This is a genomic window from Lacticaseibacillus baoqingensis (assembly GCF_003946165.1).
Taxonomy (GTDB): Bacteria; Bacillota; Bacilli; order Lactobacillales; family Lactobacillaceae; genus Lacticaseibacillus; species Lacticaseibacillus baoqingensis.
In genome coordinates, this window is the sequence record NZ_RHOI01000011.1 from 36,619 (window position 1) to 58,182 (window position 21,564).

Annotated in this window: 33 protein-coding genes; all 33 read left to right on the forward strand. The window is 46.8% G+C overall.

Annotation, left to right across the window (positions count from 1 at the left end; genetic code table 11):
- Window positions 1-2: 2 nt before the first annotated feature.
- The 33 genes from EKM91_RS06360 (at window position 3) to EKM91_RS06510 (ending at window position 21,553) form a co-directional block, all read left to right on the forward strand.
- Window positions 3-932, forward strand: a complete 930-nt coding sequence (locus tag EKM91_RS06360) for a hypothetical protein (RefSeq protein WP_125751505.1) — start codon at window positions 3-5, stop codon at window positions 930-932.
- Between the two features lie 50 nt (window positions 933-982).
- Complete coding sequence (locus EKM91_RS06365; RefSeq protein ID WP_125751508.1) at window positions 983-1,843, forward strand: DUF4373 domain-containing protein; 861 nt, start codon at window positions 983-985, stop codon at window positions 1,841-1,843.
- A gap of 12 nt (window positions 1,844-1,855) precedes the next feature.
- Complete coding sequence (locus tag EKM91_RS06370) at window positions 1,856-2,701, forward strand: ATP-binding protein (RefSeq protein ID WP_125751511.1); 846 nt, start codon at window positions 1,856-1,858, stop codon at window positions 2,699-2,701.
- Window positions 2,701-2,976, forward strand: a complete 276-nt coding sequence (locus EKM91_RS06375) for a LexA family protein (RefSeq protein ID WP_125751514.1) — start codon at window positions 2,701-2,703, stop codon at window positions 2,974-2,976. Before EKM91_RS06370 ends, EKM91_RS06375 begins: the two co-directional genes overlap by 1 nt.
- A complete protein-coding gene (locus tag EKM91_RS06380) occupies window positions 2,960-3,415 on the forward strand; it encodes a helix-turn-helix domain-containing protein (protein WP_125751517.1) in 456 nt (151 codons plus the stop codon). Before EKM91_RS06375 ends, EKM91_RS06380 begins: the two co-directional genes overlap by 17 nt.
- Window positions 3,412-3,804 (forward strand): DUF1064 domain-containing protein, encoded by a 393-nt coding sequence (locus tag EKM91_RS06385; protein WP_125751520.1) that lies wholly within the window; start codon window positions 3,412-3,414, stop codon window positions 3,802-3,804. The genes EKM91_RS06380 and EKM91_RS06385 overlap by 4 nt, the downstream gene beginning before the upstream one ends.
- Window positions 3,805-3,815: 11 nt before the next feature.
- The gene (locus EKM91_RS13840) at window positions 3,816-3,971 is read left to right on the forward strand and encodes a hypothetical protein (RefSeq protein WP_164508485.1); all 156 of its coding nucleotides are present in this window, start codon (window positions 3,816-3,818) and stop codon (window positions 3,969-3,971) included.
- 12 nt (window positions 3,972-3,983) lie between these two features.
- Window positions 3,984-4,526 carry a DUF1642 domain-containing protein gene (locus EKM91_RS06390; protein ID WP_125751523.1) on the forward strand — a complete coding sequence of 181 codons (543 nt, stop codon included), beginning with the start codon at window positions 3,984-3,986 and terminating at the stop codon, window positions 4,524-4,526.
- Window positions 4,516-4,887 carry a hypothetical protein gene (locus EKM91_RS06395; RefSeq protein ID WP_125751526.1) on the forward strand — a complete coding sequence of 124 codons (372 nt, stop codon included), beginning with the start codon at window positions 4,516-4,518 and terminating at the stop codon, window positions 4,885-4,887. Before EKM91_RS06390 ends, EKM91_RS06395 begins: the two co-directional genes overlap by 11 nt.
- Window positions 4,888-4,889: 2 nt before the next feature.
- On the forward strand, window positions 4,890-5,069 hold the full coding sequence (locus EKM91_RS06400; RefSeq protein WP_125751614.1) for a hypothetical protein: 180 nt from the start codon (window positions 4,890-4,892) through the stop codon (window positions 5,067-5,069).
- Complete coding sequence (locus EKM91_RS06405; protein ID WP_225419458.1) at window positions 5,066-5,365, forward strand: hypothetical protein; 300 nt, start codon at window positions 5,066-5,068, stop codon at window positions 5,363-5,365. The genes EKM91_RS06400 and EKM91_RS06405 overlap by 4 nt, the downstream gene beginning before the upstream one ends.
- An 83-nt stretch (window positions 5,366-5,448) precedes the next feature.
- Window positions 5,449-5,799: a hypothetical protein gene (locus EKM91_RS06410; RefSeq protein WP_125751529.1), complete on the forward strand. Its 351-nt coding sequence runs from the start codon at window positions 5,449-5,451 to the stop codon at window positions 5,797-5,799.
- Window positions 5,796-6,053, forward strand: coding sequence for a DUF3850 domain-containing protein (locus EKM91_RS06415; protein WP_125751532.1), 258 nt, complete (start codon window positions 5,796-5,798; stop codon window positions 6,051-6,053). The genes EKM91_RS06410 and EKM91_RS06415 overlap by 4 nt, the downstream gene beginning before the upstream one ends.
- Complete coding sequence (locus tag EKM91_RS06420) at window positions 6,040-6,420, forward strand: YopX family protein (RefSeq protein ID WP_125751535.1); 381 nt, start codon at window positions 6,040-6,042, stop codon at window positions 6,418-6,420. The genes EKM91_RS06415 and EKM91_RS06420 overlap by 14 nt, the downstream gene beginning before the upstream one ends.
- Window positions 6,417-6,584 carry a hypothetical protein gene (locus tag EKM91_RS13845; protein ID WP_164508486.1) on the forward strand — a complete coding sequence of 56 codons (168 nt, stop codon included), beginning with the start codon at window positions 6,417-6,419 and terminating at the stop codon, window positions 6,582-6,584. The genes EKM91_RS06420 and EKM91_RS13845 overlap by 4 nt, the downstream gene beginning before the upstream one ends.
- Window positions 6,585-6,586: 2 nt before the next feature.
- Window positions 6,587-7,090, forward strand: a complete 504-nt coding sequence (ssb, locus tag EKM91_RS06425; RefSeq protein ID WP_125751538.1) for a single-stranded DNA-binding protein — start codon at window positions 6,587-6,589, stop codon at window positions 7,088-7,090.
- On the forward strand, window positions 7,071-7,622 hold the full coding sequence (locus EKM91_RS06430; RefSeq protein ID WP_164508487.1) for an ArpU family phage packaging/lysis transcriptional regulator: 552 nt from the start codon (window positions 7,071-7,073) through the stop codon (window positions 7,620-7,622). The genes ssb and EKM91_RS06430 overlap by 20 nt, the downstream gene beginning before the upstream one ends.
- Before the next feature lie 349 nt (window positions 7,623-7,971).
- On the forward strand, window positions 7,972-8,145 hold the full coding sequence (locus EKM91_RS13850; protein WP_164508488.1) for a hypothetical protein: 174 nt from the start codon (window positions 7,972-7,974) through the stop codon (window positions 8,143-8,145).
- Entirely contained in the window at window positions 8,111-8,677 is a 567-nt protein-coding gene (locus EKM91_RS06435) for a terminase small subunit (protein WP_225419463.1), read from the forward strand. The genes EKM91_RS13850 and EKM91_RS06435 overlap by 35 nt, the downstream gene beginning before the upstream one ends.
- Complete coding sequence (locus EKM91_RS06440) at window positions 8,670-9,965, forward strand: PBSX family phage terminase large subunit (protein WP_125751544.1); 1,296 nt, start codon at window positions 8,670-8,672, stop codon at window positions 9,963-9,965. Before EKM91_RS06435 ends, EKM91_RS06440 begins: the two co-directional genes overlap by 8 nt.
- Before the next feature lie 4 nt (window positions 9,966-9,969).
- A complete protein-coding gene (locus EKM91_RS06445) occupies window positions 9,970-11,487 on the forward strand; it encodes a phage portal protein (protein WP_225419459.1) in 1,518 nt (505 codons plus the stop codon).
- Entirely contained in the window at window positions 11,411-12,217 is an 807-nt protein-coding gene (locus EKM91_RS06450) for a structural protein (RefSeq protein WP_225419460.1), read from the forward strand. The genes EKM91_RS06445 and EKM91_RS06450 overlap by 77 nt, the downstream gene beginning before the upstream one ends.
- 143 nt (window positions 12,218-12,360) lie before the next feature.
- On the forward strand, window positions 12,361-12,900 hold the full coding sequence (locus tag EKM91_RS06455) for a DUF4355 domain-containing protein (protein ID WP_125751550.1): 540 nt from the start codon (window positions 12,361-12,363) through the stop codon (window positions 12,898-12,900).
- Window positions 12,901-12,913: 13 nt separating this feature from the next.
- Window positions 12,914-13,831 carry a phage capsid protein gene (locus EKM91_RS06460; protein WP_125751553.1) on the forward strand — a complete coding sequence of 306 codons (918 nt, stop codon included), beginning with the start codon at window positions 12,914-12,916 and terminating at the stop codon, window positions 13,829-13,831.
- A gap of 68 nt (window positions 13,832-13,899) precedes the next feature.
- On the forward strand, window positions 13,900-14,778 hold the full coding sequence (locus EKM91_RS06465; RefSeq protein WP_125751556.1) for a hypothetical protein: 879 nt from the start codon (window positions 13,900-13,902) through the stop codon (window positions 14,776-14,778).
- The gene (locus tag EKM91_RS06470) at window positions 14,778-15,116 is read left to right on the forward strand and encodes a phage head-tail connector protein (RefSeq protein ID WP_225419461.1); all 339 of its coding nucleotides are present in this window, start codon (window positions 14,778-14,780) and stop codon (window positions 15,114-15,116) included. Before EKM91_RS06465 ends, EKM91_RS06470 begins: the two co-directional genes overlap by 1 nt.
- On the forward strand, window positions 15,116-15,412 hold the full coding sequence (locus EKM91_RS06475; RefSeq protein ID WP_125751562.1) for a hypothetical protein: 297 nt from the start codon (window positions 15,116-15,118) through the stop codon (window positions 15,410-15,412). Before EKM91_RS06470 ends, EKM91_RS06475 begins: the two co-directional genes overlap by 1 nt.
- Window positions 15,405-15,779: an HK97-gp10 family putative phage morphogenesis protein gene (locus tag EKM91_RS06480; protein WP_125751565.1), complete on the forward strand. Its 375-nt coding sequence runs from the start codon at window positions 15,405-15,407 to the stop codon at window positions 15,777-15,779. Before EKM91_RS06475 ends, EKM91_RS06480 begins: the two co-directional genes overlap by 8 nt.
- Window positions 15,776-16,141, forward strand: coding sequence for a hypothetical protein (locus tag EKM91_RS06485; protein ID WP_125751568.1), 366 nt, complete (start codon window positions 15,776-15,778; stop codon window positions 16,139-16,141). The genes EKM91_RS06480 and EKM91_RS06485 overlap by 4 nt, the downstream gene beginning before the upstream one ends.
- A 2-nt stretch (window positions 16,142-16,143) precedes the next feature.
- Window positions 16,144-16,770, forward strand: coding sequence for a phage major tail protein, TP901-1 family (locus EKM91_RS06490; RefSeq protein ID WP_125751571.1), 627 nt, complete (start codon window positions 16,144-16,146; stop codon window positions 16,768-16,770).
- 63 nt (window positions 16,771-16,833) lie between these two features.
- Complete coding sequence (locus tag EKM91_RS06495; protein WP_033573187.1) at window positions 16,834-17,265, forward strand: tail assembly chaperone; 432 nt, start codon at window positions 16,834-16,836, stop codon at window positions 17,263-17,265.
- Window positions 17,266-17,572: 307 nt separating this feature from the next.
- Window positions 17,573-20,320, forward strand: coding sequence for a phage tail protein (locus tag EKM91_RS06505; RefSeq protein ID WP_125751574.1), 2,748 nt, complete (start codon window positions 17,573-17,575; stop codon window positions 20,318-20,320).
- A gap of 3 nt (window positions 20,321-20,323) precedes the next feature.
- On the forward strand, window positions 20,324-21,553 hold the full coding sequence (locus tag EKM91_RS06510) for a phage tail domain-containing protein (RefSeq protein ID WP_125751576.1): 1,230 nt from the start codon (window positions 20,324-20,326) through the stop codon (window positions 21,551-21,553).
- Window positions 21,554-21,564 lie beyond the last annotated feature (11 nt).

Here is a 21,564-nt window from a genome sequence, read left to right on the forward strand (position 1 = left end):
TCATGCAAGAACTACAAAATTACGCACCTCAAGAGCCATCTACTGCTATCAGTCTGATTATGGGTATTGATCCTCAACGGATGGCCGGAGAGCTTAGCTCAATTGCTAATTTTCAAGCCTTAATTAATTCGAACCTCAAAAAGGATCACGACTTTGGCACTATCCCCGGAACTAACAAGCCGACACTGCTTAAACCCGGTGCTGAAAAGATTCTCATGTTGATGGGCTTACAAAGTCAATATGAAGTAGTTGACAAAGTCGAAAACTGGGACGGCGGGTTCTTCGCCTACACTGTTCGCGCAACCTTGGTACATGACGGTCAAGTGATCACACAAGGAATGGGCGCAGCTAACACCAAAGAAACACGATATCAGCTTAAAGAGTGGAGCGAAACTGCTAAGAAAAAAGTTTGGGATGGCACGACCTATCAAGACCCGTTCACGCTTCAAAACACTGTTCTCAAGATGGCAAAAAAACGTGCTCAAGTTGATGCTACTCTGACCGTCGCTTCCCTATCCGACGTCTTTACCCAAGACACCGAGGATATGAAAGACTTTCTCCAGTCTGAACAACAGCATACAGCAACTACCGGTGACGTTAGCGACATCAAGATCACATTTGGTAAGCATAAAGGTGAAACAATCGGTCAAATCGGTAGTACTAAAGATGGCTACGAGTACCTTGAATGGCTCTCTAAAAATGCCCGTCAGGCCGATATGAAAGCCGCTGTTAACAATTATCTTAGCAAACCAGCCAACGGCCAGCAGACGCCATCACAGTCCCAACAAGGCCAGCAACAGGCGCCGGCTAACCAACAACAGGCACCTCAGCCACGATACCCACAGTCGCCCGTCGATGATGCACCGAACACTCAATCGCAGGCGGGGGCTCCATGGCCAACTGATGACGACATTCCCGACCTGCCGTTCTAGTGGAGTGATCGCATGACAAACATTAGGGCAAGTAGTTAGGGGGTGAAGTCGTGGCTCGGCCAATTAAGAAAGGTTTAGATTATTACCCGCGCGATGTTGATTGGATTCGACAGCTACCGGTTAGAAAAATTATGCGTGCCAATGGGCCGGCTTCGGCAGCCGTGTTGGATTGCGCAGATGGCTATATTTACGGAGAACAAGGTTACTTCATGAGATACGACGAAGACGCTCGGTTTTTGATTGCTGACGATGTTGGGGTCAAAGAACTGTTCGTTGACGAAGTAGTGAACAAGGCTGTTCAGGTTGGGTATTACGACGCTGGTATGTTTACTGGGCATAATATTCTGACGAGCGAGGACATCCAAAAACGCTACAAGTCTGCCGCATCACAAAAGAAGGACAACTCGATTCTCGCAGAGTACAGCTTAAACCAAGATGAATCCAAGCCTGATAACCCCGTTTCCAAGCATGGAAACCCCACCCAAGGTGTAGTTAATACAGGTGATAATCCACAAAGTAAAGTAAAGAAAAGTAAAGTAAATAAAAGTAAAACAAACACTACCCTTAGTCCCTCCGAGGAGTTTGGTGTGGAGATCTGGACGGCCTACCCAAGGTCAAACCGCAATGGCAACTATCAGCAGGCACAAGAATCATACGTGCAGGCTATTGTCACGGGTGAAACGACTAAGGAGCAAGTACTAGCCAAGATCGACGAGTACAAGGCCTATATCGATTTGAATCACATTCAGAGCGGCTTTATCAAGTCCGCCGGTAATTGGTTTACTGGTCACTTATGGCAGAGCGAATGGGATACCACAACGCCTGCTCGCAAGCCTGACAATAATGCTGATTCTAACCCCGCATACCAAAACACAACCGACTGGGGACAAGGTGGCAAAGTTGAAATGTAAGGGGGTTAGGACATGCCATTACAAACGTTAGACAAGGCCATGGAAGACATGATCCGCAAATTTTTCGAGGGCTGTGGTACTTGTCCCAACTGCGGTGGGATGCTCACGCGGCCTAAGGTTTTGAGCAAGGTCACTGGTGAAAAAATGGCTGGTGCTTGTATCGCTTGCGGGTATAAACAGCCACCGACCGAGGGTGAAGCGCGCAAGAAGATGACACCAGCCGAGATGACGCTCAAAGCGCATCGTGTGACGGTTTCAAACTTCTACACGACCCGCAGCATTTTCGGTAGTGACACCGTGATGGCAAAGACTTTTGATAATTTCAACGTCACGACCAAACAGCAAAAAGAACTCATGGCGTATGGCGTGCAAATTGTCAATCAGCTGGTACGCGGTGACGTTGTTCACGGCTACTTAGGCGGTAACACAGGCGTTGGGAAGACCCACTTAGCCAATGGCATCGCATTAGCCTACATGGAGGAATCATACTGGACGCGCAAAGCGCTGTTCGTTGACTGGCGCGAATTTCTTGACCAGATGAAAGACGGGTTCGGCGATGATCGCCGAGATGTTCGTGAGCGCGTTGCCGACACCATGAAAGAGTTTCAACGTGCCGATTTGGTGATCTTGGACGACTTCGGAAGTGAGCGCGATACGCAGTCAAAATTCAGCCGTGACATTGCCGATCGTTTCTGGCGTACACGAGAAGACAAGTCGGTGATCATGACCAGCAATCTGCTCGTGTCGGAGATTCACAAACGCTACGGTGATCGCACATATAGCCGTATTGCCAAGTTTTCTCAAGGCAACGGTATGGCCGTGTCAGAAGCCGTTAAAGATTATCGGAGGGGTGCTTAATGCCAGAACCAACAAATGCACAAGAACAGCGTTGGGCGCGTGTTTTGAGCTACCTCATGTGGATGCACGCCAGTTGGCAATCGCCAACAGTCCGCGAGATTGGGGCGTACATGGGCTGGAGTTCTACCAGCACCACGTTTAGTCACCTCACGGCGATGCTCGAACACGATTTAATCGCCCATATCCCGGAAAGCCCACGCACCTATCGCGTGACTGATAAGGGCTTGGAGCTGTTGAACAAAAACGGAGGAATCAAAATTGATAGACAAGCGTGAGCGCTGTGCACTAGCACTTAAAGCATTTAAGCAACACACCGGAATGAGCCAGCGAAAAATGGCTAAAAAGTTTCATGTAGGCAACAGCACCATTTCTAATATTATTAACACTCGCAACGTAGTATCTGAAAAGACCATGGAAATGATCACAACACAATGTGAGCACGAGCGATATATCAATATCGACAATGCCCGCGAACGGATTCGTAACTACATCGACGATCACGCGCCACTTCCAGACGGCTCGTACACAGTCACAGACTTCGCCAGAGCCATCGGCGAGCCTGCCCGAATGATTGAGGACTTTTTGAGCGATGACGAAAAACGGATGTATAAAGTGCCGCTTCCAGCACTACATGTAAGTTGTAGCCTGCTGGGCATTAACTACACCAAGCTTATCAGTCCACTTACAGCCGCAGATTACGCGGTGACGGTATGAGAGGGTATAAGCCTATCCGAGGCGCTAGCAAGTATCATGCGCGTCAAGCCTTTGCATCTGACGGCACCAAGTGTGCTAGTCGCGCCGAGGCCCGCTATTATGATCACTTGTTATTTACACACGCTGATTTCAATTATCAGCAGCGCTTCGAGATCGTGCCGAAGTTTACATGCAACGGGAAGCGATATGCCCATCGCGTCTACACACCTGATTTTGTGATCTATGAGGACTACAAGATTACTAAGGTGGTAGACGTAAAGGGCGGCAACGCGACTATGACTGCCGATGCGCGGCTTCGCATGATGATGTTCATGCAAAAGTACGACATGCCGGTCACGATCGCAGAATACGATTCAAGGTCAGGTCTGTTCGTGGAGAAACAGGCGTAAGGAGAGCAAGTATGAAAGCATACTACCATGGCACCCAGTACCCACATGGCGAGTATCAAGTGAGTATGGCTGTATTAGACGGTGTGGTCATACAGTTGCCGGACTGGTCAAGCCATGAAGCCCTTGTGCCGTATGCGGATGTTTACATTCAAACGAGATTATTTTAGGAGGAAGCAAGCATGACAGATAAAGCGAAACTGTACGCGGTGAAGAACGATGATGACAAGTATTTGTTTGGACACCATCAATGGGGGAAGCCCGGACAAATCGTATTGACATATTCAAACATCACTGGTGCGAAGAGCGATGCCAAAACCTATGGTGGCACCGTCGTCGAACTGATAGAGAAGCCAGAACCGGTGAAGGTGAGTGAAGAGGAAGCAGCTATTCTTACCAGAGCGAAAGAAGAAAACTCATATGCGCTCTCAATCCTGCATCACTATGCAGGAGAGCATGGTGGATACCTGCTTGGCAATAAATCCTTTGAAGACCGCCTCATGCGCGCCTACGTTATCGGCTGGACGGTCGATAAGCCGAAGCGGTGGAACGTCAAGGTGCCACTCGTGCAGGCTCAAGGTGGCCTATGGTTCTTAATCAATGCTAGTGGCAAGCTGGATGCTGATTATATCCAAGATCTCGCTAAAAAGTTTTCCATGGAAGAAATCAATACATGGGGTTTACAGGACTGCGAACGGGAAGAGGTGACTGACGATGAGCAATGAGACGAAGCGGGACGTGTTCGATGCTGTTGTGAACAGTCGGTGGCGTTTTCTAGCCGGTAACACAAAAGGCGAGCCAACAGATGGTGAATGTATGATGGCATATGACGCCGCCCTGCCAGATGATCTTCCAGTGATTCCGAAAGCGGTGGGGGTATCAATCAAAGAGCAGAAAGCCAAGCAGAGTCTTGGGGGAGCACTATTTGATGCAATATTTGCCGCTAATGAATTGGGAAGGAAGAATGTTGGTCCTGTGGTCAACTGGATGGTAGACAATGATGAAACGTATGCTAACGCCTGGTTGCTAGGTGTCTGGCGCGTGAAGGAAACTGGCGAAATCGTGAAATTGAAGAAAGAAAAATGAATATGACTAAAACAAACGAATTTACACCCGCACAGATTAAAACAATTCGCGGCATTGTTCGTGACGAAATTGCTCGTCACGACCAAAAATTAAAACACGAAGAAGAACGGTATCAACAAGCGGTAGCTGAAGCGAACGCAGAAGCAGCCATGACATCGAGGGATTGGGGCGACTTAGATTGATTCATGAAACGAAGTGGGATGTTTTCAATAAATTATTAGCCGCTTACCTTAAAGACGAAGAACGTCTTGATAAACTGGTTAATGAACCAGATGAACACATTCCAGAATTAGATTTTATGTATTTTAACAAACGTTATAACGCGGCCTTGCCAGATGAGATTGCGATGATACCAGAAGCGGTGGGAGACGCTATCAAAATTCACAAAGAATACGCGCATAGTCTTTTGGATATCTTTGGAACGCTCAGCATCTATGTTGTTTCACGCACGGAGCCTGCACTGGATTATAACGCGTGAATTGTACATCACCCCGATGCCTTTACCCGTGCATGGATGGACGGCGTCTGGCGTGTGGAAGAAACAGGGGAGGTAGTCAAACTATGAACTATGAAACGAAACAAAACGTGTTCGATGACGCGGCCTTTAATATTAAGACGTCTGCTCCAGATGGTCAAAAATTTGCAGATGAACTTAGACAGCGTTATGCCGCCGCCTTGCCAGATGGACTGCCGGTGATTCCGAAAGCGGTGGGCGAATACATCAAGTGGGGGAAAACCTATGGCATCGCGATGTACATGATGTTCAGCTTCAAGTTCGTTCGAAGTCAAGAATTTAGAAAGCTCACCGATGAAGTAGAGGATTGGATTATCAGCAACAGCGACGCTTTCGCGATTGCATGGTTGCTATGTGCCTGGCGCGTCGAGGAAACAGGCGAGGTGGTGCGGCTATGAGTAAGAAAATTGACCTAAAAATTATGCCTGAATACTTTGACCCCGTAGCTCGTAGGGTTAAGACATTTGAGATTCGTAAAAATGATCGTGACTATCAGGTCGGGGACGTATTGCGGTTACGGGAGTTTGATGGCGTCAGCTACACCGGTCGGCTGGTGCGCGTGATCGTCACGTACATTACTGACTATGCACAACGCGATGGGTACGTGGTGATGAGTATTAGACGTAAGGAGACACGAGATGAGACAAATTAAGTTTCGAGCGATGCTATCGGACAAGTATTATGCTCACCCACGCATGGTGCCGTGGGACGAACTCTTGGAGAGATTTGATGCTTTGCACATCTTCGATGAATATTGTATGACGCTCATGCAGTTTACCGGCTTACTCGACAAGAATGGGCGGGAAATCTATGAAGGCGATATCGTGAAGCTGCACCAAGTGGTTTTATCACCGGACGATAAGATTGGTTGGGTTGAATACACAGCCCAGTATGGATACTCAATTCGGTTCGGCAAGCGTCGTTGCAGGCAGAGCGACTGGGCGACTGATGAAGGCGCAAATTACGAGGTCGTCGGCAATATCTTTGAAAATCCGGAGTTGCTGGAGGCGTATAAATGAGCTGGCAAGCGGTAGTGTTGATTACTTTCGGCGGTATTGTTGTTTTGGGTGTAATTGCGATTATTGCGGTATGGGCGATGTGGTCTAAAGCTTCCGACACAATCAAGCACGAGATGAAGGATGACGACGATGGCAATGAGACGAAAGATGGAAGGAATGTCTAAAGATGATTAATAGCGTATCACTGACGGGTCGCTTGACCAGAGACATAGAACTCAAGTACACGCAAAGCGGCACCGCGGTAGGATCATTCACAATTGCCGTTGATCGCCAATTCACTAACGCTCAAGGGCAGCGCGAAACTGACTTCGTGAACTGTGTGATCTGGCGCAAGAGTGCGGAGAATTTTAGCAACTTTACGCGTAAGGGGTCGATGATCGGCGTGATGGGTCACTTACAAGTCCGCAACTACGAAAACAAGCAAGGCCAGCGCGTATACGTTACCGAGGTGGTGGTCGATAACTTCGCGTTGCTGGAGAGTAAGGCGGATACACAAGCGCACGCCGCAGAGGGCACACAAGCGCCTACACAGGCGGTGCAAAACTACGGCGGACAATCTACGGTGCAAAGCACCAACACGCCACAGAGCCCGCAGACAGCGCCCACAACCGACCAGTTCGCTGGTAATGGCGAGGCAATCGACATCAGCGATGATGATCTACCGTTCTAAGTATAAAAAAAGCGCACCATTGCTGGTCCGCCCGTACTTGCTTCTGACAAAATCAAGTATAGCACAGGGGGCGCTAATCGTGGGGCGGATTGTACAAAGCTATTTTCGGCGGTTGGACCGTGAGGCGACTGCTAAGAACGCAGAACTAGTACTGGGCGATTATCGGCATCGGCATCAGAAAGCACGTCGAACAGAAGTCGCGGGGCTCAAGTCCCCGAGCATGGATGGTATGCCGCGCACAGAATCAATTGAAAACTTGGTAGAAGGCAAGATTATAAACCATCTAAGCGATCAAGAATTCGCAACCAAAGTCATTTTGGCAATCGAATGTATTGATGATGATGAACAGCGCCACTTATTGAAACTGCTATATATTGGCGCGCCGTTGTCCGTTGAGGCAATCCAAGTACGGTTAAGCATGAGTGCGAAAACCTATTATCGCGTAAAGGAAGACGCACTTAATGCCTTTGCTGAGGTTTGGCCACCGGCACCAAGCGAGTTACTGGTTTATTTGACACAAAATGGGCATTAATCGGCACAAAAACGCCATTCATTGGGCATTTAAACCGGTTTATTATGTTATTGTGCCAATCAACGAGAACGGCAGATGCGAAGTGGTTGAGGAAACTTGATTGCCTTCCAACGGTCGGCAGTTGGCGACAAGCTGCTACCGATCATAGCGCGAGCACGCGGCGCTTGCTACATCAAAACTATTAAGTTAGAAGGTGCAGCCTCCTCTTGATTTCTCATAGCGTGCAAAGAGTTTTATTCTAACGTGGCTCGGAAAACCCCGTTAGCCAATTTAATATTGCGGTGTGACACCATCGCTAGGCCGTCTTAGGTGAGGCGGCTATTTATTTGTATTCAAATGGGGCGATCCCGTGAAGATGATAAAAACTAGCTGCGGATATATGACCGCCCAAGAGTGGGCGATGATCTGTCGTGTTAGTAAACAAGAAGAACATCAAAAGAAAAAGGTCGAAAAGAATTCTGATCGGCATGGAGGTGTGGTGATATGTGATGAAACTAAGCAAACGGCAGAAAGCATTCGCTGATGCCTATCTAACCAACGGAGGCAACGCTACAGAGGCTGCGAGAGCCGCTGGATATTCGCCGCACAACATTGGGGCTAACGCAGCGAAAACCCTAAAAAACCCTAAAATTCAAGCCTACATGAAACGGCGACTGCAACCGATTGAACGCAAGGCTGATCTCGATGTTGATAAGGCAATTATCCACTTGCTTGATATTGGCATGGGTCGTGAGATTACTGCCAGAAGCTCGACATACGATAACATTAAAAAGATGATGCTAGAAGACACGACAATGAAATATGCGCCAGGACCTAAACAGCAGGTTGAAGCACTTGAATTGTATTTGAAGTATAAGGGTATGCTCAGGAACTCAAGCAAGGAACTAGAAGATCAGCAGATTGCCAAAACTAAGGCAGATGTTCGCAAGTCCAAAGCTGAGGCTGACATCATGGAAGCCAAGGCTAAACGCGAAAATAACGGAGATGGCACAGATGCTGTTAACGTTAACATTGTCATGCCAAACAGCAAAGAGGAGCAGAAAGATAATGAGTGACATTACAATCGATATACCTAGAATCGTTTCGCCTGCTTATTATCCGATGTTCACTAGCCATGCACGCTATCTCTCATACAAAGGCAGTCGTGGATCTGGCAAGTCTGTGGCAGCTGCTCGTAAGGTGATTGTAGATATTCTTTCTCATTCTTACGTCAACTGGCTGGTCATACGACAATATTTCGGGACACACAAAGATTCTACATTCGCAGCTTTAAAAAAAGCCGCAAGCGATCTTGGAGTATATGATCTTTTTAAATTCACGGTGTCACCGCTTGAGGTAACATATAAGCCTACTGGTCAAAAGATATTTTTTAGAGGAATGGACGATGCACTCAAGATAACTTCAATCACGACTGATGTTGGTGTGATTTGTCGTGAATGGATCGAAGAGGCTTTTGAGTTAAAGTCAAAATCGGCTTTTGAAACTGTTGAAGAGTCCTTGCGTGGAATTCTTCCTGATCCTCAAGGGTTCTATCAGACCGTGATCACATTCAACCCGTGGAGCGACAGAAGTTGGCTTAAGAGTGAGTTCTTCGATGAAGATACGCGGAGACCCCACACGCACAGTTTCACTACCACATACACGGACAATCCGTGGTTAAATGATGATTACATCGCAAGCTTGAAAGATATGATCAAGCGCAATCCTAATCGTGCTCGTGTTGCCGTGTATGGCGACTGGGGTATTGCAGAAGGGCTTGTGTTCGATGGACTGTTTGAACAGCGTGACTTCAATTGGGACGACATAGCCGCACTACCAAAGAGTGTTGGCCTTGACTTTGGGTTCAAGCATGATCCAACAGCGGGTGAATTCATTGCTGTGGATAAGCAGAACCGTGTTGTATATATCTACGATGAGTTCTACAAACAGGGAATGCTGACGCAGCAGATTGCTGAGGCTATTGGGCAGCACAAAGGCTACGGATTGCAGATAACGGCTGACAGTGCCGAGCAGAGGCTAATATCAGAGCTGTCAGGTGTATATGGCGTGCCAAACATCATAGGCGCTGGCAAAGGCAAAGATAGCGTATCACAAGGCATTCAGTACATGCAGTCTTATCATTTTGTGGTTCATCCGCGTGTTAAAGGACTGCTGGAAGAATTCAATACCTACGTTTATTCAAAAGACAAATTCGACAACTGGACTAACACGCCAGTCGATGCGAATAACCACGCGATTGACGCCCTCCGCTATGCCCTTGAGCCGTTCATGTTCAGAACAGCAGGACATTACATGAGCAACCAAGAACGTATTCAGACAATCAAAAATCTAGGACTGAGGTGACATGATGGATCAATTTGAAGAATCAAACTTACTGTATCAAGAAGACATTACGAACCTCACTCCGGATCGGATTATGAAGTTCATTTTCCACCACCATGAATATCAGTTGCCACGGCTGAAAAAGCTTGACCGATATTACAAGGGCCAGAATGAGGGTATTCTACAGCCACAGTCACGGCGCATTGAATCTGGCAAGTCAGACCATCGAGCCGTTCATTCATTCGGCAAGTACATTGCTGATTTCCAAACCGCGTATTCCGTTGGTAATCCGGTTAATATAAAGCTTGACGATGATGATAAGCGGCTTGATCAGATTACACGAGTGAACGATCTGGACGCACTGAACTATGATCTGTTCCTCGATATGACGCGCTATGGACGTGCATACGAGTATGTTTACTACGGCAGTGACTCAATCGAGCATTGCGTACGTTTAGATCCGCTTGACACGTTCGTCATCTACTCGCTTGATGTTGATCCGCAACCAATCATGGCTGTTCGCTATCATTCGGTAGAGTTAGTTGACGAGAACAACAAGACAATCATCGACATCATCCCTGAAACGTGGACAGCAACGGAGCATGACGTGTACAAGCCGACTACGGTTGGCGGAGCAATGTATTTAGACCACAGCGACATTATCCGTGTATTCCCCGTTGTTGAGTATGACAACAACCGGTTCCGCACTGGTGACTTCGAACACGTAATCTCACTGATTGACCTTTACGATTCAGCACAGTCTGACACTGCTAATTACATGACCGACCTGAATGACGCGCTGCTGGTCATTAGTGGTGATATTGATGCGCTATTCAACGGCAGTACGCTTATGAGCGGTGTCGACCCTAACGACCCTGACGCGATGAAAAAGCTCGCACAAGACAAACTAGAGCTTATCAAGGAACAGAAAGACGCCAACATGCTGCTGCTTAAATCTCGAATGACAGCAACCGGTCAACAGACTAGCGTTGACGCAAAATATATCAACAAAGAGTATGACGTTAGTGGCACTGAGGCATATAAGAAACGTGTAGCGGAGGACATTCACAAGTTCAGCCACACACCAGACCTGACCGACAGCAACTTTGCAGCCAATGTGTCCGGCGTTGCCATGAAGTACAAGCTGCTTGGCACTGTCGAGTTAGCGGCAATCAAGCGGAGAATGTTTGAGAAGTCGTTGTATCAGCGCTATTCAATTATTGCGGATCTTGATAGCAGTGTGTCAGGCGGCATGAAGACAGACCCTAATACGATTAAATTCACTTTCCGCGACAACTTGCCAACAGACGACATTACGCAGATTCAAGCACTTGTTGCTGCTGGTGCGACACTGCCACAAGAGTATCTATACAGATTTGCGCCAGGCGTTACTAATCCACAAGAAATCACGGACATGATTGCCAAGCAACGAACAGACAGCGATTATAGCGAGGATTTGACGAACAATGACGAAGACACCGAAGGAACGGATCAAGGCGTTCGCGGACAAGCAGGACAAGCAACACCGCCAGATAGCAAGTGATGTTGCCAAGTACACGGCAGCGTTCATGGCGTTTTGGTACGCGTTCAATGAGAAACACGAAGACTACACACACGCTGATGATTCACGTTACTACGATCCAGAATTGAAAGAACACCTTGATCGAGATGCACAGTCAGCAGGCGTTAAGCAGAAGTCAGTTGCCAATAACGATGAGTTGCTGTCATATGCCGCCTACGTGTACTCAACATCCGTGGCTATTTCGGTAGTTCGATACATTGGATCATCGCTAGGCAGTCTAGTTGAGGGAACGGCCAAGCTTGGATCATCGATATACGGCAAGACAATCAAGCCTGACCTATCCATCGTGGATAAGATGTTTGACGGTGTGACATGGAGCGACCGTATCTGGTCGAATCAAGACGCTTTGCGCAATGATCTGGTCAAGATGATGAAGAACGCGCTGTTGACACACAGCAATCCAATCACGCAAAGCCCAGCACTTCGCAAGAAGTTTGGCGTCATGAAATATCAATCGGATCGCATCATCAGAACCGAGAGTGATCGCGTCATGGCTCATCAAAGCATTGTGAATGCGCGTGAGGCTGGCTACAAGAAAGTTACTTGGGTTATCAATTCGGGAGCGTGCGACATCTGCTTACAACATAGCGGAGAGGTTTATACACTGAAACAAGCCGATGGAATGATTCCGGCTCACCCCAACTGCCTTTGTTCGTGGGCCGCTTATGATTCAGGCGATGAAGTAGACTAATAATTCTGTGACCTGAGCAAGTCCCTAAACTGCTCAAAAATAATAGCGTGAAGTGATAGACGTGTGATCGTTGCTGGGCTAAAAGGCGTGGCTGGGATCGTTAAGCACGTCTATTCGTTTTGGGCTAAACAGGAGGAACCATCATGGCAGAAGAAACACAAACTCAGGAAGAAGTCGAAACAACCGAAACGACTACTCAGGCACCGACCACGTACACGCAGGCCCAGCTGGATAGTGAGGCCGATAAGCGTGCAGCTAAGGCTCTTGAAACAGCTAAGGCCAAATGGCAAGCGGAACAGGCTAAGGCACTTGAGGACGCAAAGAGCGAAGGTGCTCGGCTGGCTAAGATGTCGGCCGATGAGAAAGCACAAGAACTGGAGAAACAACGTCAAGCGGCATTAGATAAGCGTGAGGCTGAACTCAATCAGCGTGAATTATCAACAAGCACGAAGTCGCTGTTAGTCGATAAAGGACTGCCAACTAATTTTGCCGGTTCTCTGGTTGCGTTGGGTGACGCTGACAAGATTAAGGATGCTGTTGAAAATATTCAAAAGACAATTCAGGAAACGGTCAACAAGCAGGTGGAAGCCAAGTTGCAAACCGACCCACCTAAGAATGGTGCTTCTGCCATTGATGGTGCTGACGATCCATTCAAGAAAATCATGGCACAATACAAAAAATAGGAGGTAGCTAATCATGGCTACAGAAAACAACAATTTACCAGTACGTCTCTATCAGAAACAGTTTATCGGTTTGATTCAAACCGTGTTCGGCGTGCAAAGCACATTCACCCCAACATTCGGTGCACTGCAAGCACTCGATGGCATTCAAAACAACGCGATTGCGTTCAGCGTCAAGGCAAATGACGTTCCGGTCGCCGTGGGTACTTACAACACTGACCCTAATGTTGCGTTTGGCACTGGCACCAGCAACTCTAACCGCTTCGGGCCAATGAAAGAGATCGTATACAGTGACATTGATGTACCGTACGACTTCAACTGGAGCTTCAACGAAGGCATCGATCAGTTCACCGTCAATACCGACTTGAACTCTGCTGTTGCCGACCGCCTTAATTTACAAGCACAAGCCAAGACCCGCCTGTTCAACAGCAAGCTCGGAGCATATCTTGTCGCAAGCGCAGCGGCTGACCTTGGTGCGGTTACTGATGTTAACAAGGTGTTCGAGGAAGCCTCCGAACGCTATACGGATCTCGAAGTCGTTGTTCCGGTTCGCGCATACGTTACTGCCGAAGTATACAACGCAATCATCGATCATCAGTTGGTAACCAGCTACAAAGGATCTGCTGTGAACATTGATGAAAACGGCATTGTTCGTTTCCGCGACATCGTTGTTACCAAGACGCCTACCCGTTACATGGCTGGTAAGGCCATCATCTTCTCGCCTGACAACATTGGCCGTGCGTTCACGGGTATCAATGTTGTTCGGACGATTCAATCCGAAAACTTTGCAGGTGTTGCCCTTCAGGGTGCCGGCAAAGCTGGCCAGTGGATCAGCGATGATAACCGTCAAGCCATCTTCACTGCTGGGACGTCTGCAACTACCACAACTTCGACTGTGGCGCCGACCACTACGACTACCACCTCACACGCTTAATTAATTGATCTAAGTCGCCTATCGAAATAGGACAGTACGGGAAACCGGGCGGCTGATTGGAGGACAGAATGAAGCTTATTTTGTGTCAACCCGCTATCAAGCGTTTTGAATGGGAGCTTGAAGTATGCCTAACCAATCTGCAAAGTGTCGGGTTTGACATGAAAGATGTCGTTCTGCTGTTCACTGTGCACGATTCTAAGGTTCCAGAAGCGATCGCTGAAAAATATGGTGTAGAAGTACACACCTACACAGACAAGCGTTCAGACAAGCAATATATCCCGTCTGTTAAGCCTTGGCTTTGGTGGCAATATCTTGCAGAAGACCCAGAACGTGAGAATGAAGATTATTTCTATTTTGATAGTGATGTCATTTTTCGTAAACGGCCAGACTTTCGCAAGCTGAAAGCAAAGCCTGATCGCTGGTTGTGCAGTAACACGCTTAGCTATATTAGCGTTGACTATATTAAGCAGTGTGAACACGGCGAAGAGATTCTGAAACACATGGCTGATATTGTCGGAGTTACGATTGAATCGCTTGAAACGATCAATCACAACTCTGGTGGTGCTCAATGGGTTATCAGTCACCCGTCAGCAGAATACTGGCGAAAGGTGTATGCCGACAGCAACCGACTGTGGCGATATTTGCAGACAGTTGATAGCAATATCCAGAAGTGGACTGCTGAAATGTGGGCTCAATTGTGGAATATGATGTACTTCAACATCGGGCCCGTAATCAGTGATGAACTCGACTTTTGCTGGGCTACTGATCCAGTCAAGTGGTGGAATGAAACCAAGATCATGCACAATGCTGGCGTGACGGTGAATGACAAACAGTTGTTATTCAAAGGCAAATATGTTAATCACACGCCATTCGAAGATGATTTGAGCTTCGTTGACAAGTCGAAGTGCTCATACAAGTATGTTCAAGCAGTAAAGGCGGTGAAATGATGGCAATTTTAGACGGCGTTAAATTACGCATCGGTTTGACAGATACAATGCAAGACGTCTTGCTGAATGAACTAATTGATGACGCAACAGCGCGAGTGTTGGCTTATATCAATCAAGACGGTATTGTCAATCAGACTGTGCCAGATGCAGTCGCATGGGTAATCAAGGACATTGTGGTGAAGATGTACAACCGCATTGGTGATGAAGGCAAGCAAAGCGGTACTGAAGGCAACGTATCCAACACGTGGGAAGCCATTGACTTGTCTAAGTATGCTGACGCCCTCGATGTATACCGTGAGTCATCGCAAAGCCGCCGTCCGGGGATGAGGTTTGTGTAATGAGATACAACAATCGAATCACACTCATCAGGAAATCACCACCTGCTAATCCGTTGCATGACAGGCCAACAGAAACGCGCGAGACGGTCACTTGCCTGACAATCCCAATCACCAGTGCGCAAGAACTATCTGTATATGGTCTTGTGAACACCATGGCCTACGAGATTCACGTAAAGAATCCCGTAATGCCTGTGAACGAAATCGAGCTTGATGGTGCCAAATGGACAATCAACAAGACGTTCGTGAACCGCAAGTCAACCGTGTTTATTGTGTCCGGAGGTGGTAGCAATGGCTAATACTAACGTCACATGGTCAGGGCTAGACAAGCTAATGGAAGAACTCGGCGCGACTGCTGGAGCAACAATTGAAGCCGCATCTTCAGCGATGAAGGTCACTACCGGTCAGGTACAAGCAACGGCAAAACAAATTGCACCGAAACGAACGGGGTTCATGGCAAACAACATCAGTGTTGAGCCAGTTAAGAAGACAGCTACATCTGTAACAGGAACTGTCAATGCCAAGGCCGACTATTCATCTTTTGTTGAGTTTGGGACTTACAAAATGTCGGCAGAACCATTCATTCGTCCGGCCGTTTCAGCAGCACAATCATTGTTCATTAAAACGACAATGGACAAATTGAAGGAGGCGGACACGTTCAAATGACACTTTCTCGATGGTACGAAGATGTGCAAGCTCAGTTGACCGCTGATGGCCTCAACCCTGTATTCGTTCAGCCTGACGCTAAGAGCACATTACCGCTAGTTTTTTTTAATGTTCACGTTGATTCCGACGTGTCATCTAAGACGGGGACACTATCGAGTGTTGGCCAGCAGATTGACATCTACGACAGCATCGACACGCCACCGGCTGAATGGGAAGACTACGTTCGCAAGGCTAAATGGTCGCTTAGTAAAGTGACACGGTGGCAATCGTTGACAGCAACCAATTCAATCGACACAAGCATGGGCGATAGCACACCATTACGCCGCTGCATGCTACTCATTACTCTAGAAGGAGATTATTAAAAATGGCAGTTATTAATAACGGCATCGAATTTGTGAAAGATACGCCCTATCGTGGTAAAGACGTTTGGTATTTTATCCAATCGACAGACCCTAAAGTAGCACCAATTGGCAGCCCTGCAATCTTGCCGGCTCACCAAGAATCAGGTGATACAAGCATCGAAGGTGATTCGCTTGATGAACAAACTAAGATGGGTCGTATTATTGCAGCGTCAACCAACGAAGATAGCATTGAACTGACAACGTACATGGTTCCGGGCGATAAATCGCATGAAATCATCATTGACGCCAAGCACGAAGGCCGTCAAGTGAAGGTGTGGCGTGTCATTGTTGACCCACGTCTGGCCGTTGTAGAAGACGACCACAAGGCTTATCCAGCAATGTTTGGGTACGGTGTTGTTGACAGTGCCGATATTTCAGACGAAGACAGTTTCTCCGAGATTGACTTCACTCTTAACATCATCGGCAAACTCGCTGACAAGAACGAAGACGGCACACCGGGCACTTTCCCACTTTCCGATGATCAAGTTAAAATGCTCGATCAACTCTACGCATTCGAACGTCCAGGCGAAAAAGCGGGCGAGTTTGCTGACGGCAGTGTTACTACAACCACTACCACTTCTCACGCTTAATTAGTCGCACACAGAGACGAGTAGGCTACGGCCGATCTGAGACGACAATCCAGGAGGATATTCATGTTAGAAATTCAAGTAAAGAACGAAAAAGTCGAATTAAAGTTTAATTTTAAGGCACTATTTCGAGCTAACAAATTATTTAGTTCACAGCCAAACGCAAATGATGGTGCAAGTAGCATTTGGTTAGGTTTTGTAACTGGTGATGTGACAGCATTATTTAATGCAATTAAGGCGATGTTGCCGGAAAAATACACTGATGCAGATATTATTTCTGCAATTGATGAACAGCCAGATCCTGATGCCTTTTATGATGAAGTAGTTGAGGAATTGCACAAGTCGGCTTTTTTCCGACGCGAGATGAAACAATGGCTGAAATTGAACGAGAAATACGGAATCTCGCTGATGGAAAAGAAAGACATGACGGCAGAGGAAAAGGGCAAGAAGGCACTGCTGAAAGATACCCTGGAAGAAGTCAAGAAGAGTCTCTCTTAACCGACTTTGCTCGTCACGGAATATATGATCCTGATATGCCTTTTCGATTATATTTTTGGGAGGCTCGTTCAGTCTTGGAAGGGTCTTTTTTGCGTGATGTCGATATGCGCCGCGATTTGATGGAACTTGCCGTCAATATCGCCAATGTCCAGAACGCTAAGAATCCTAAACGATCCGTTAAAACTGGATACAAGAATATTGATAAGGCCGAACAAAAGATAATCAATCGCAATGGCAATGGGACTGTAAGAAAGCCTGATGTAGAAATGATTAGGAAACTCAATGCCGCATTTGGAGGTGGTAGCTAATGGCAAACGTTGTCGCATCATTCACTGCTGATATTGGCGGATATCAGAGTGCAATGAAACAATTAAAAGGTGATACCGCAAGCGCCACAGATAGTGCTTCCAGTTCCGTTTTAGGTGGTGGGAAATCATTTCTTAAAATGGGAGCTTTGGCCGGAATTGGTGCCGGAGTTGTCACAAAAGCCTTGCAGACAATGGGATCTATGACAACATCAATTGTCAGCCGTTTCGATACACTAAACAACGCCAATCGTACTTTTAAAAATATGGGGTTCGCTACTACAGACACCAAAAAAGCGATGAGCGGCCTTAACGATTCAATCATGGGGCTTCCAACCAGTCTGGACCAAGCTGTTCAAGGAATGGAATTAATGGCTGCATCAACTGGTGACGTGCAAAAAGGACAAAAAGTGTTCAGTGCTGTCAATGATGCGGTATTAGGTTTTGGTGGTTCTTCAGCACAAGCGAGCTCTGCAGTTCAGCAATTATCGCAGGACTTGTCGAGTGGCACAATTACTGCAGCAACTTGGAATTCAATGATTAATGACGGCATGGGTCCCGCCCTAAAAGCATTAGCAAAGTCAATGGGAATGACTTCCGGACAACTGAAAGACGCTCTGTCGAACGGAAAAGTTAGTGCTGATCAATTTTCTGAAGCATTGATCAACATGGATAAAAATGGTGGCGGTGGAATGCAGTCACTTCACAAGATTGCCCTTGATTCTACAGCTGGTATTTCATCATCTTTTGCAAACTTAAAGACTGCCGTTGTGCGCGGGTCTGCAAACATGTTGACGGTGGTTGATAATTTCATTAAATCTGTTACCGGAACTAACATTTCGGGATGGATAAAACAAGCAGCAAGTGCAGTCACTGCAGGAATGGCGATTGCCTCTCAAGCAATCAAGTCATTTACGCCAGTAGCAAAGTCTATTTTTAATACTTTGAAATCAATTGTTGCTTGGGTAGGACAAAATAAAGATTGGCTCTTGCCGTTAGTGGCATCAGTATCAGCATTTAAAAGTGTCATTACGGTGGTTGGCATTGCAAAAAGCGCATTTTCTGCTTTTGGAAACGCGTTGGAAGTAGGCGGGCTTCTCGCCAGAATTGTATCTGGTAGCAAGGACGCTGCGGCAGGACTTAGCTTAATGGCTCAGAATAGTAAGCTTGCTGCGGCGGCACAAAAGGTTCTTCAAGCCGTTTCAGCAGTAAATCCATGGGTACTACTAGTTGCTGCTATTGCTGCAGTCGTTGCGGGGCTTGCATACTTTTTCACCAAAACAAAAACGGGCCAAAAGATCTGGTCTGAGTTTGTTTCGGGGCTCAAGAGTATGTGGAATGGTCTGGCTTCATTCTTCAGCGGGTTGTGGAACGGTATAACTCAAACTTTCAGTAATGCCGCTAAGGGAGTTCAAAACGGTTGGAATTCAGTGACTACATTCTTCAGCAATTTATGGACTGGCATTGTTAATGGTGCCACGAGTGCTTGGAATGGGCTAACATCATTTCTTTCTGGAATCTGGAATGGCATTGTCAATATTGCCACTTCTGTTTGGGGAGGAATCAGCTCATTTTTCTCGGGACTATGGCAAGGAATTGTGTCTGTCGCTACTGGGATTTGGAACACGTTTGGGCCTGCTTTAACGACAATTTGGCAAGGAATTGTATCAATTGCCACTGGTGTTTGGAACATGTTAAAGGCTGTCATTATGGGGCCTATTCTGATCGTGCTAGATTTTCTTACGGGAAGTTGGACACAGATGGGAGCAGACCTTCAACTTATCTGGAACAGTATTGTTGACGCTGCGGGCCAGATTTGGAATGGGCTTGTCACATACTTCTCTGGGGTATGGAATTTGATTACAACGTATGCTCAAACAGCTTGGAATCTATTCACATCTGTTATCGAAGCGGTATGGAACGGCATCGTTTCAGGGGCTTCTGCAATCTGGAATGCGCTTGGTTCTTTCTTCAGCGGATTATGGAACGGCATTGTCTCTACGGCCGAATCCATTTGGAATAGCATCGTTTCATTTCTATCTGGTTTGTGGAATGGCACCGTGAGCACAGCCCAAAACATTTGGAACGCTTTACCAGGGTTCTTTTCGGGACTGTGGAATGGCATTACTTCATTCTTCTCGTCTGCATGGAATAACATCAAGTCAACCGTAATAAATGCTGCTACCAATATCGTCAATGGAGCTAGGAATATTTGGAATGGGTTCACTAATATTGTTTCAAATGTCGTTAGCGGCATCAAGAATGGCTTCAATGCATTAATGCACTTCAATTTGCTAGATGCTGGACGTGCTATCATGGACAGCTTCTTTAGCGGCTTGAAGGCAGCATGGGGTAAGGTTCAAGATTTTGTTGGAGGAATTGCTTCTTGGATTCGCCAGCACAAGGGACCTATTAGCTATGATGCTCGTCTCTTGATCCCTGCTGGTAATGCAATCATGGGTGGCTTGAATCAAGGACTGCAAAAATCATTCGGAGCTGTTCAAAAGACGGTTTCAGGTATGGCGAGTGATATTTCTGCCAACATGTCGGCCAATATCAACGGATTGTCCATGGCCGGCACGCAATTCAGCTCTGGAGACGTCACACAGTCGATTGATGCCAGCGAACGGATTACACCAAAAATCTACGTTCAAAACAACGTTGATAAGAACGGAATTAATAGCATGGTCAAGGAAGCAGACGCTAATGACGCTGCTGTTGGCAGCTACTTCCGACCGATTGGAGGGTAGTATATGGATTTACTTATAGAAAAGCTGGATGGTAGCCGATACTACCTAAGCCAATACAAGGTGTTGATTACCGAATTTGAGGAATCAGCACCGTCAGTCACTCGAAACAACATGCAACTCGATCAGCGGAACGGCAATATTGATTTCGGCGGTTGGCAAACAGGCAAGACAATCAACATTACTGGTTATTACCGTGCTGACGACATGGACGAGGAAGAAGTACTTCGTGAGAAGCTTTATGCGCTGCTTTCCGATCCTGACGGTTATTACATCACGCAACTAAAAACAACGCATGAGACGGCCGTTGAGAGACCAGGAGAGACATCTGGCGGTTACTATGATAAGTTGAAAGATTATCCGTCACACAAGCGGTTCTTAGTCTACACGGAAGCACCTGAGTTGGAACTGGTTGGCAACGTTGGCGGGACACTATTGTACAAGATAACGGCTGAGTTCAAAACGATTAAATTGCCATACGGTGAAAGCGTGCAACAGGATTTATATGTTAAGCCGAATGTGCCTTATTACGGTCGGAATTTGATCATTCGAACTGGCGAAATTGTAAACACTATGATTGGAGCTGATGGCAGTTTACAAGCGTGGGGTTCGGCATCAGTAATGCATGATAAAATTACGGTCACAGCCGGCGAAAAGTTGACTTTTCACCAAGAGCAACCTGTGGATGCCGCATACTGCTTCCGATATAACTGGTATGATACCGACGGCACATATCTATCACGTGTTGCACATCCGGAAAATGCTATTTTTACGGTCACAGTACCGGAAAATGCTGCCGCTTTATGGGTATCATATCCTAATGTAGGCCGAGTAAAAGTAGAGCGTGGAACCACAGCTACCCCATGGTCACCAGCACCAGAAGATTCTGAATACAATAGCTGGCGCTATGGTCTAAATGGTAATGTATCAATTCCATATTCAGGAACTGTTCCATGCAATCAGCTTGAACAACAATTTGCCATCGAACTGACAGCAATGGGAGGGGCATCTTCATTGTCTTTCAAAATTGATGACACCGAATTGACATACAGCGGTGCTGTTGCTGATGGTGATGTGTTTATGTTTAGCGGATTTAGCTATACACAAAATGGGCTAAGCATCGTCAGCAAGACGAACAAAGCCTATTTTATTTTGCAACCGGACAAGCCGAACCGAATCACTTGCAACGTGCCTGGCACCGTCAAAATACTTGGTTTCCAAAATCTGTACGCGTAGGAGGCGTGATT

Coding starts and splice junctions, on each gene's coding strand:
- EKM91_RS06360 (WP_125751505.1), top strand. CDS start 3: ATGCAAGAACTACAAAATTACGCACCTCAAGAGCCATCTACTGCTATC.
- EKM91_RS06370 (WP_125751511.1), top strand. CDS start 1,856: ATGCCATTACAAACGTTAGACAAGGCCATGGAAGACATGATCCGCAAA.
- EKM91_RS06375 (WP_125751514.1), top strand. CDS start 2,701: ATGCCAGAACCAACAAATGCACAAGAACAGCGTTGGGCGCGTGTTTTG.
- EKM91_RS06385 (WP_125751520.1), top strand. CDS start 3,412: ATGAGAGGGTATAAGCCTATCCGAGGCGCTAGCAAGTATCATGCGCGT.
- EKM91_RS13840 (WP_164508485.1), top strand. CDS start 3,816: ATGAAAGCATACTACCATGGCACCCAGTACCCACATGGCGAGTATCAA.
- EKM91_RS06390 (WP_125751523.1), top strand. CDS start 3,984: ATGACAGATAAAGCGAAACTGTACGCGGTGAAGAACGATGATGACAAG.
- EKM91_RS06395 (WP_125751526.1), top strand. CDS start 4,516: ATGAGCAATGAGACGAAGCGGGACGTGTTCGATGCTGTTGTGAACAGT.
- EKM91_RS06400 (WP_125751614.1), top strand. CDS start 4,890: ATGACTAAAACAAACGAATTTACACCCGCACAGATTAAAACAATTCGC.
- EKM91_RS06410 (WP_125751529.1), top strand. CDS start 5,449: ATGAACTATGAAACGAAACAAAACGTGTTCGATGACGCGGCCTTTAAT.
- EKM91_RS06415 (WP_125751532.1), top strand. CDS start 5,796: ATGAGTAAGAAAATTGACCTAAAAATTATGCCTGAATACTTTGACCCC.
- EKM91_RS06420 (WP_125751535.1), top strand. CDS start 6,040: ATGAGACAAATTAAGTTTCGAGCGATGCTATCGGACAAGTATTATGCT.
- EKM91_RS13845 (WP_164508486.1), top strand. CDS start 6,417: ATGAGCTGGCAAGCGGTAGTGTTGATTACTTTCGGCGGTATTGTTGTT.
- ssb (WP_125751538.1), top strand. CDS start 6,587: ATGATTAATAGCGTATCACTGACGGGTCGCTTGACCAGAGACATAGAA.
- EKM91_RS06430 (WP_164508487.1), top strand. CDS start 7,071: ATGATGATCTACCGTTCTAAGTATAAAAAAAGCGCACCATTGCTGGTC.
- EKM91_RS06435 (WP_225419463.1), top strand. CDS start 8,111: ATGAAACTAAGCAAACGGCAGAAAGCATTCGCTGATGCCTATCTAACC.
- EKM91_RS06440 (WP_125751544.1), top strand. CDS start 8,670: ATGAGTGACATTACAATCGATATACCTAGAATCGTTTCGCCTGCTTAT.
- EKM91_RS06445 (WP_225419459.1), top strand. CDS start 9,970: ATGGATCAATTTGAAGAATCAAACTTACTGTATCAAGAAGACATTACG.
- EKM91_RS06450 (WP_225419460.1), top strand. CDS start 11,411: ATGACGAAGACACCGAAGGAACGGATCAAGGCGTTCGCGGACAAGCAG.
- EKM91_RS06455 (WP_125751550.1), top strand. CDS start 12,361: ATGGCAGAAGAAACACAAACTCAGGAAGAAGTCGAAACAACCGAAACG.
- EKM91_RS06460 (WP_125751553.1), top strand. CDS start 12,914: ATGGCTACAGAAAACAACAATTTACCAGTACGTCTCTATCAGAAACAG.
- EKM91_RS06465 (WP_125751556.1), top strand. CDS start 13,900: ATGAAGCTTATTTTGTGTCAACCCGCTATCAAGCGTTTTGAATGGGAG.
- EKM91_RS06470 (WP_225419461.1), top strand. CDS start 14,778: ATGGCAATTTTAGACGGCGTTAAATTACGCATCGGTTTGACAGATACA.
- EKM91_RS06475 (WP_125751562.1), top strand. CDS start 15,116: ATGAGATACAACAATCGAATCACACTCATCAGGAAATCACCACCTGCT.
- EKM91_RS06480 (WP_125751565.1), top strand. CDS start 15,405: ATGGCTAATACTAACGTCACATGGTCAGGGCTAGACAAGCTAATGGAA.
- EKM91_RS06485 (WP_125751568.1), top strand. CDS start 15,776: ATGACACTTTCTCGATGGTACGAAGATGTGCAAGCTCAGTTGACCGCT.
- EKM91_RS06490 (WP_125751571.1), top strand. CDS start 16,144: ATGGCAGTTATTAATAACGGCATCGAATTTGTGAAAGATACGCCCTAT.
- EKM91_RS06495 (WP_033573187.1), top strand. CDS start 16,834: ATGTTAGAAATTCAAGTAAAGAACGAAAAAGTCGAATTAAAGTTTAAT.
- EKM91_RS06505 (WP_125751574.1), top strand. CDS start 17,573: ATGGCAAACGTTGTCGCATCATTCACTGCTGATATTGGCGGATATCAG.
- EKM91_RS06510 (WP_125751576.1), top strand. CDS start 20,324: ATGGATTTACTTATAGAAAAGCTGGATGGTAGCCGATACTACCTAAGC.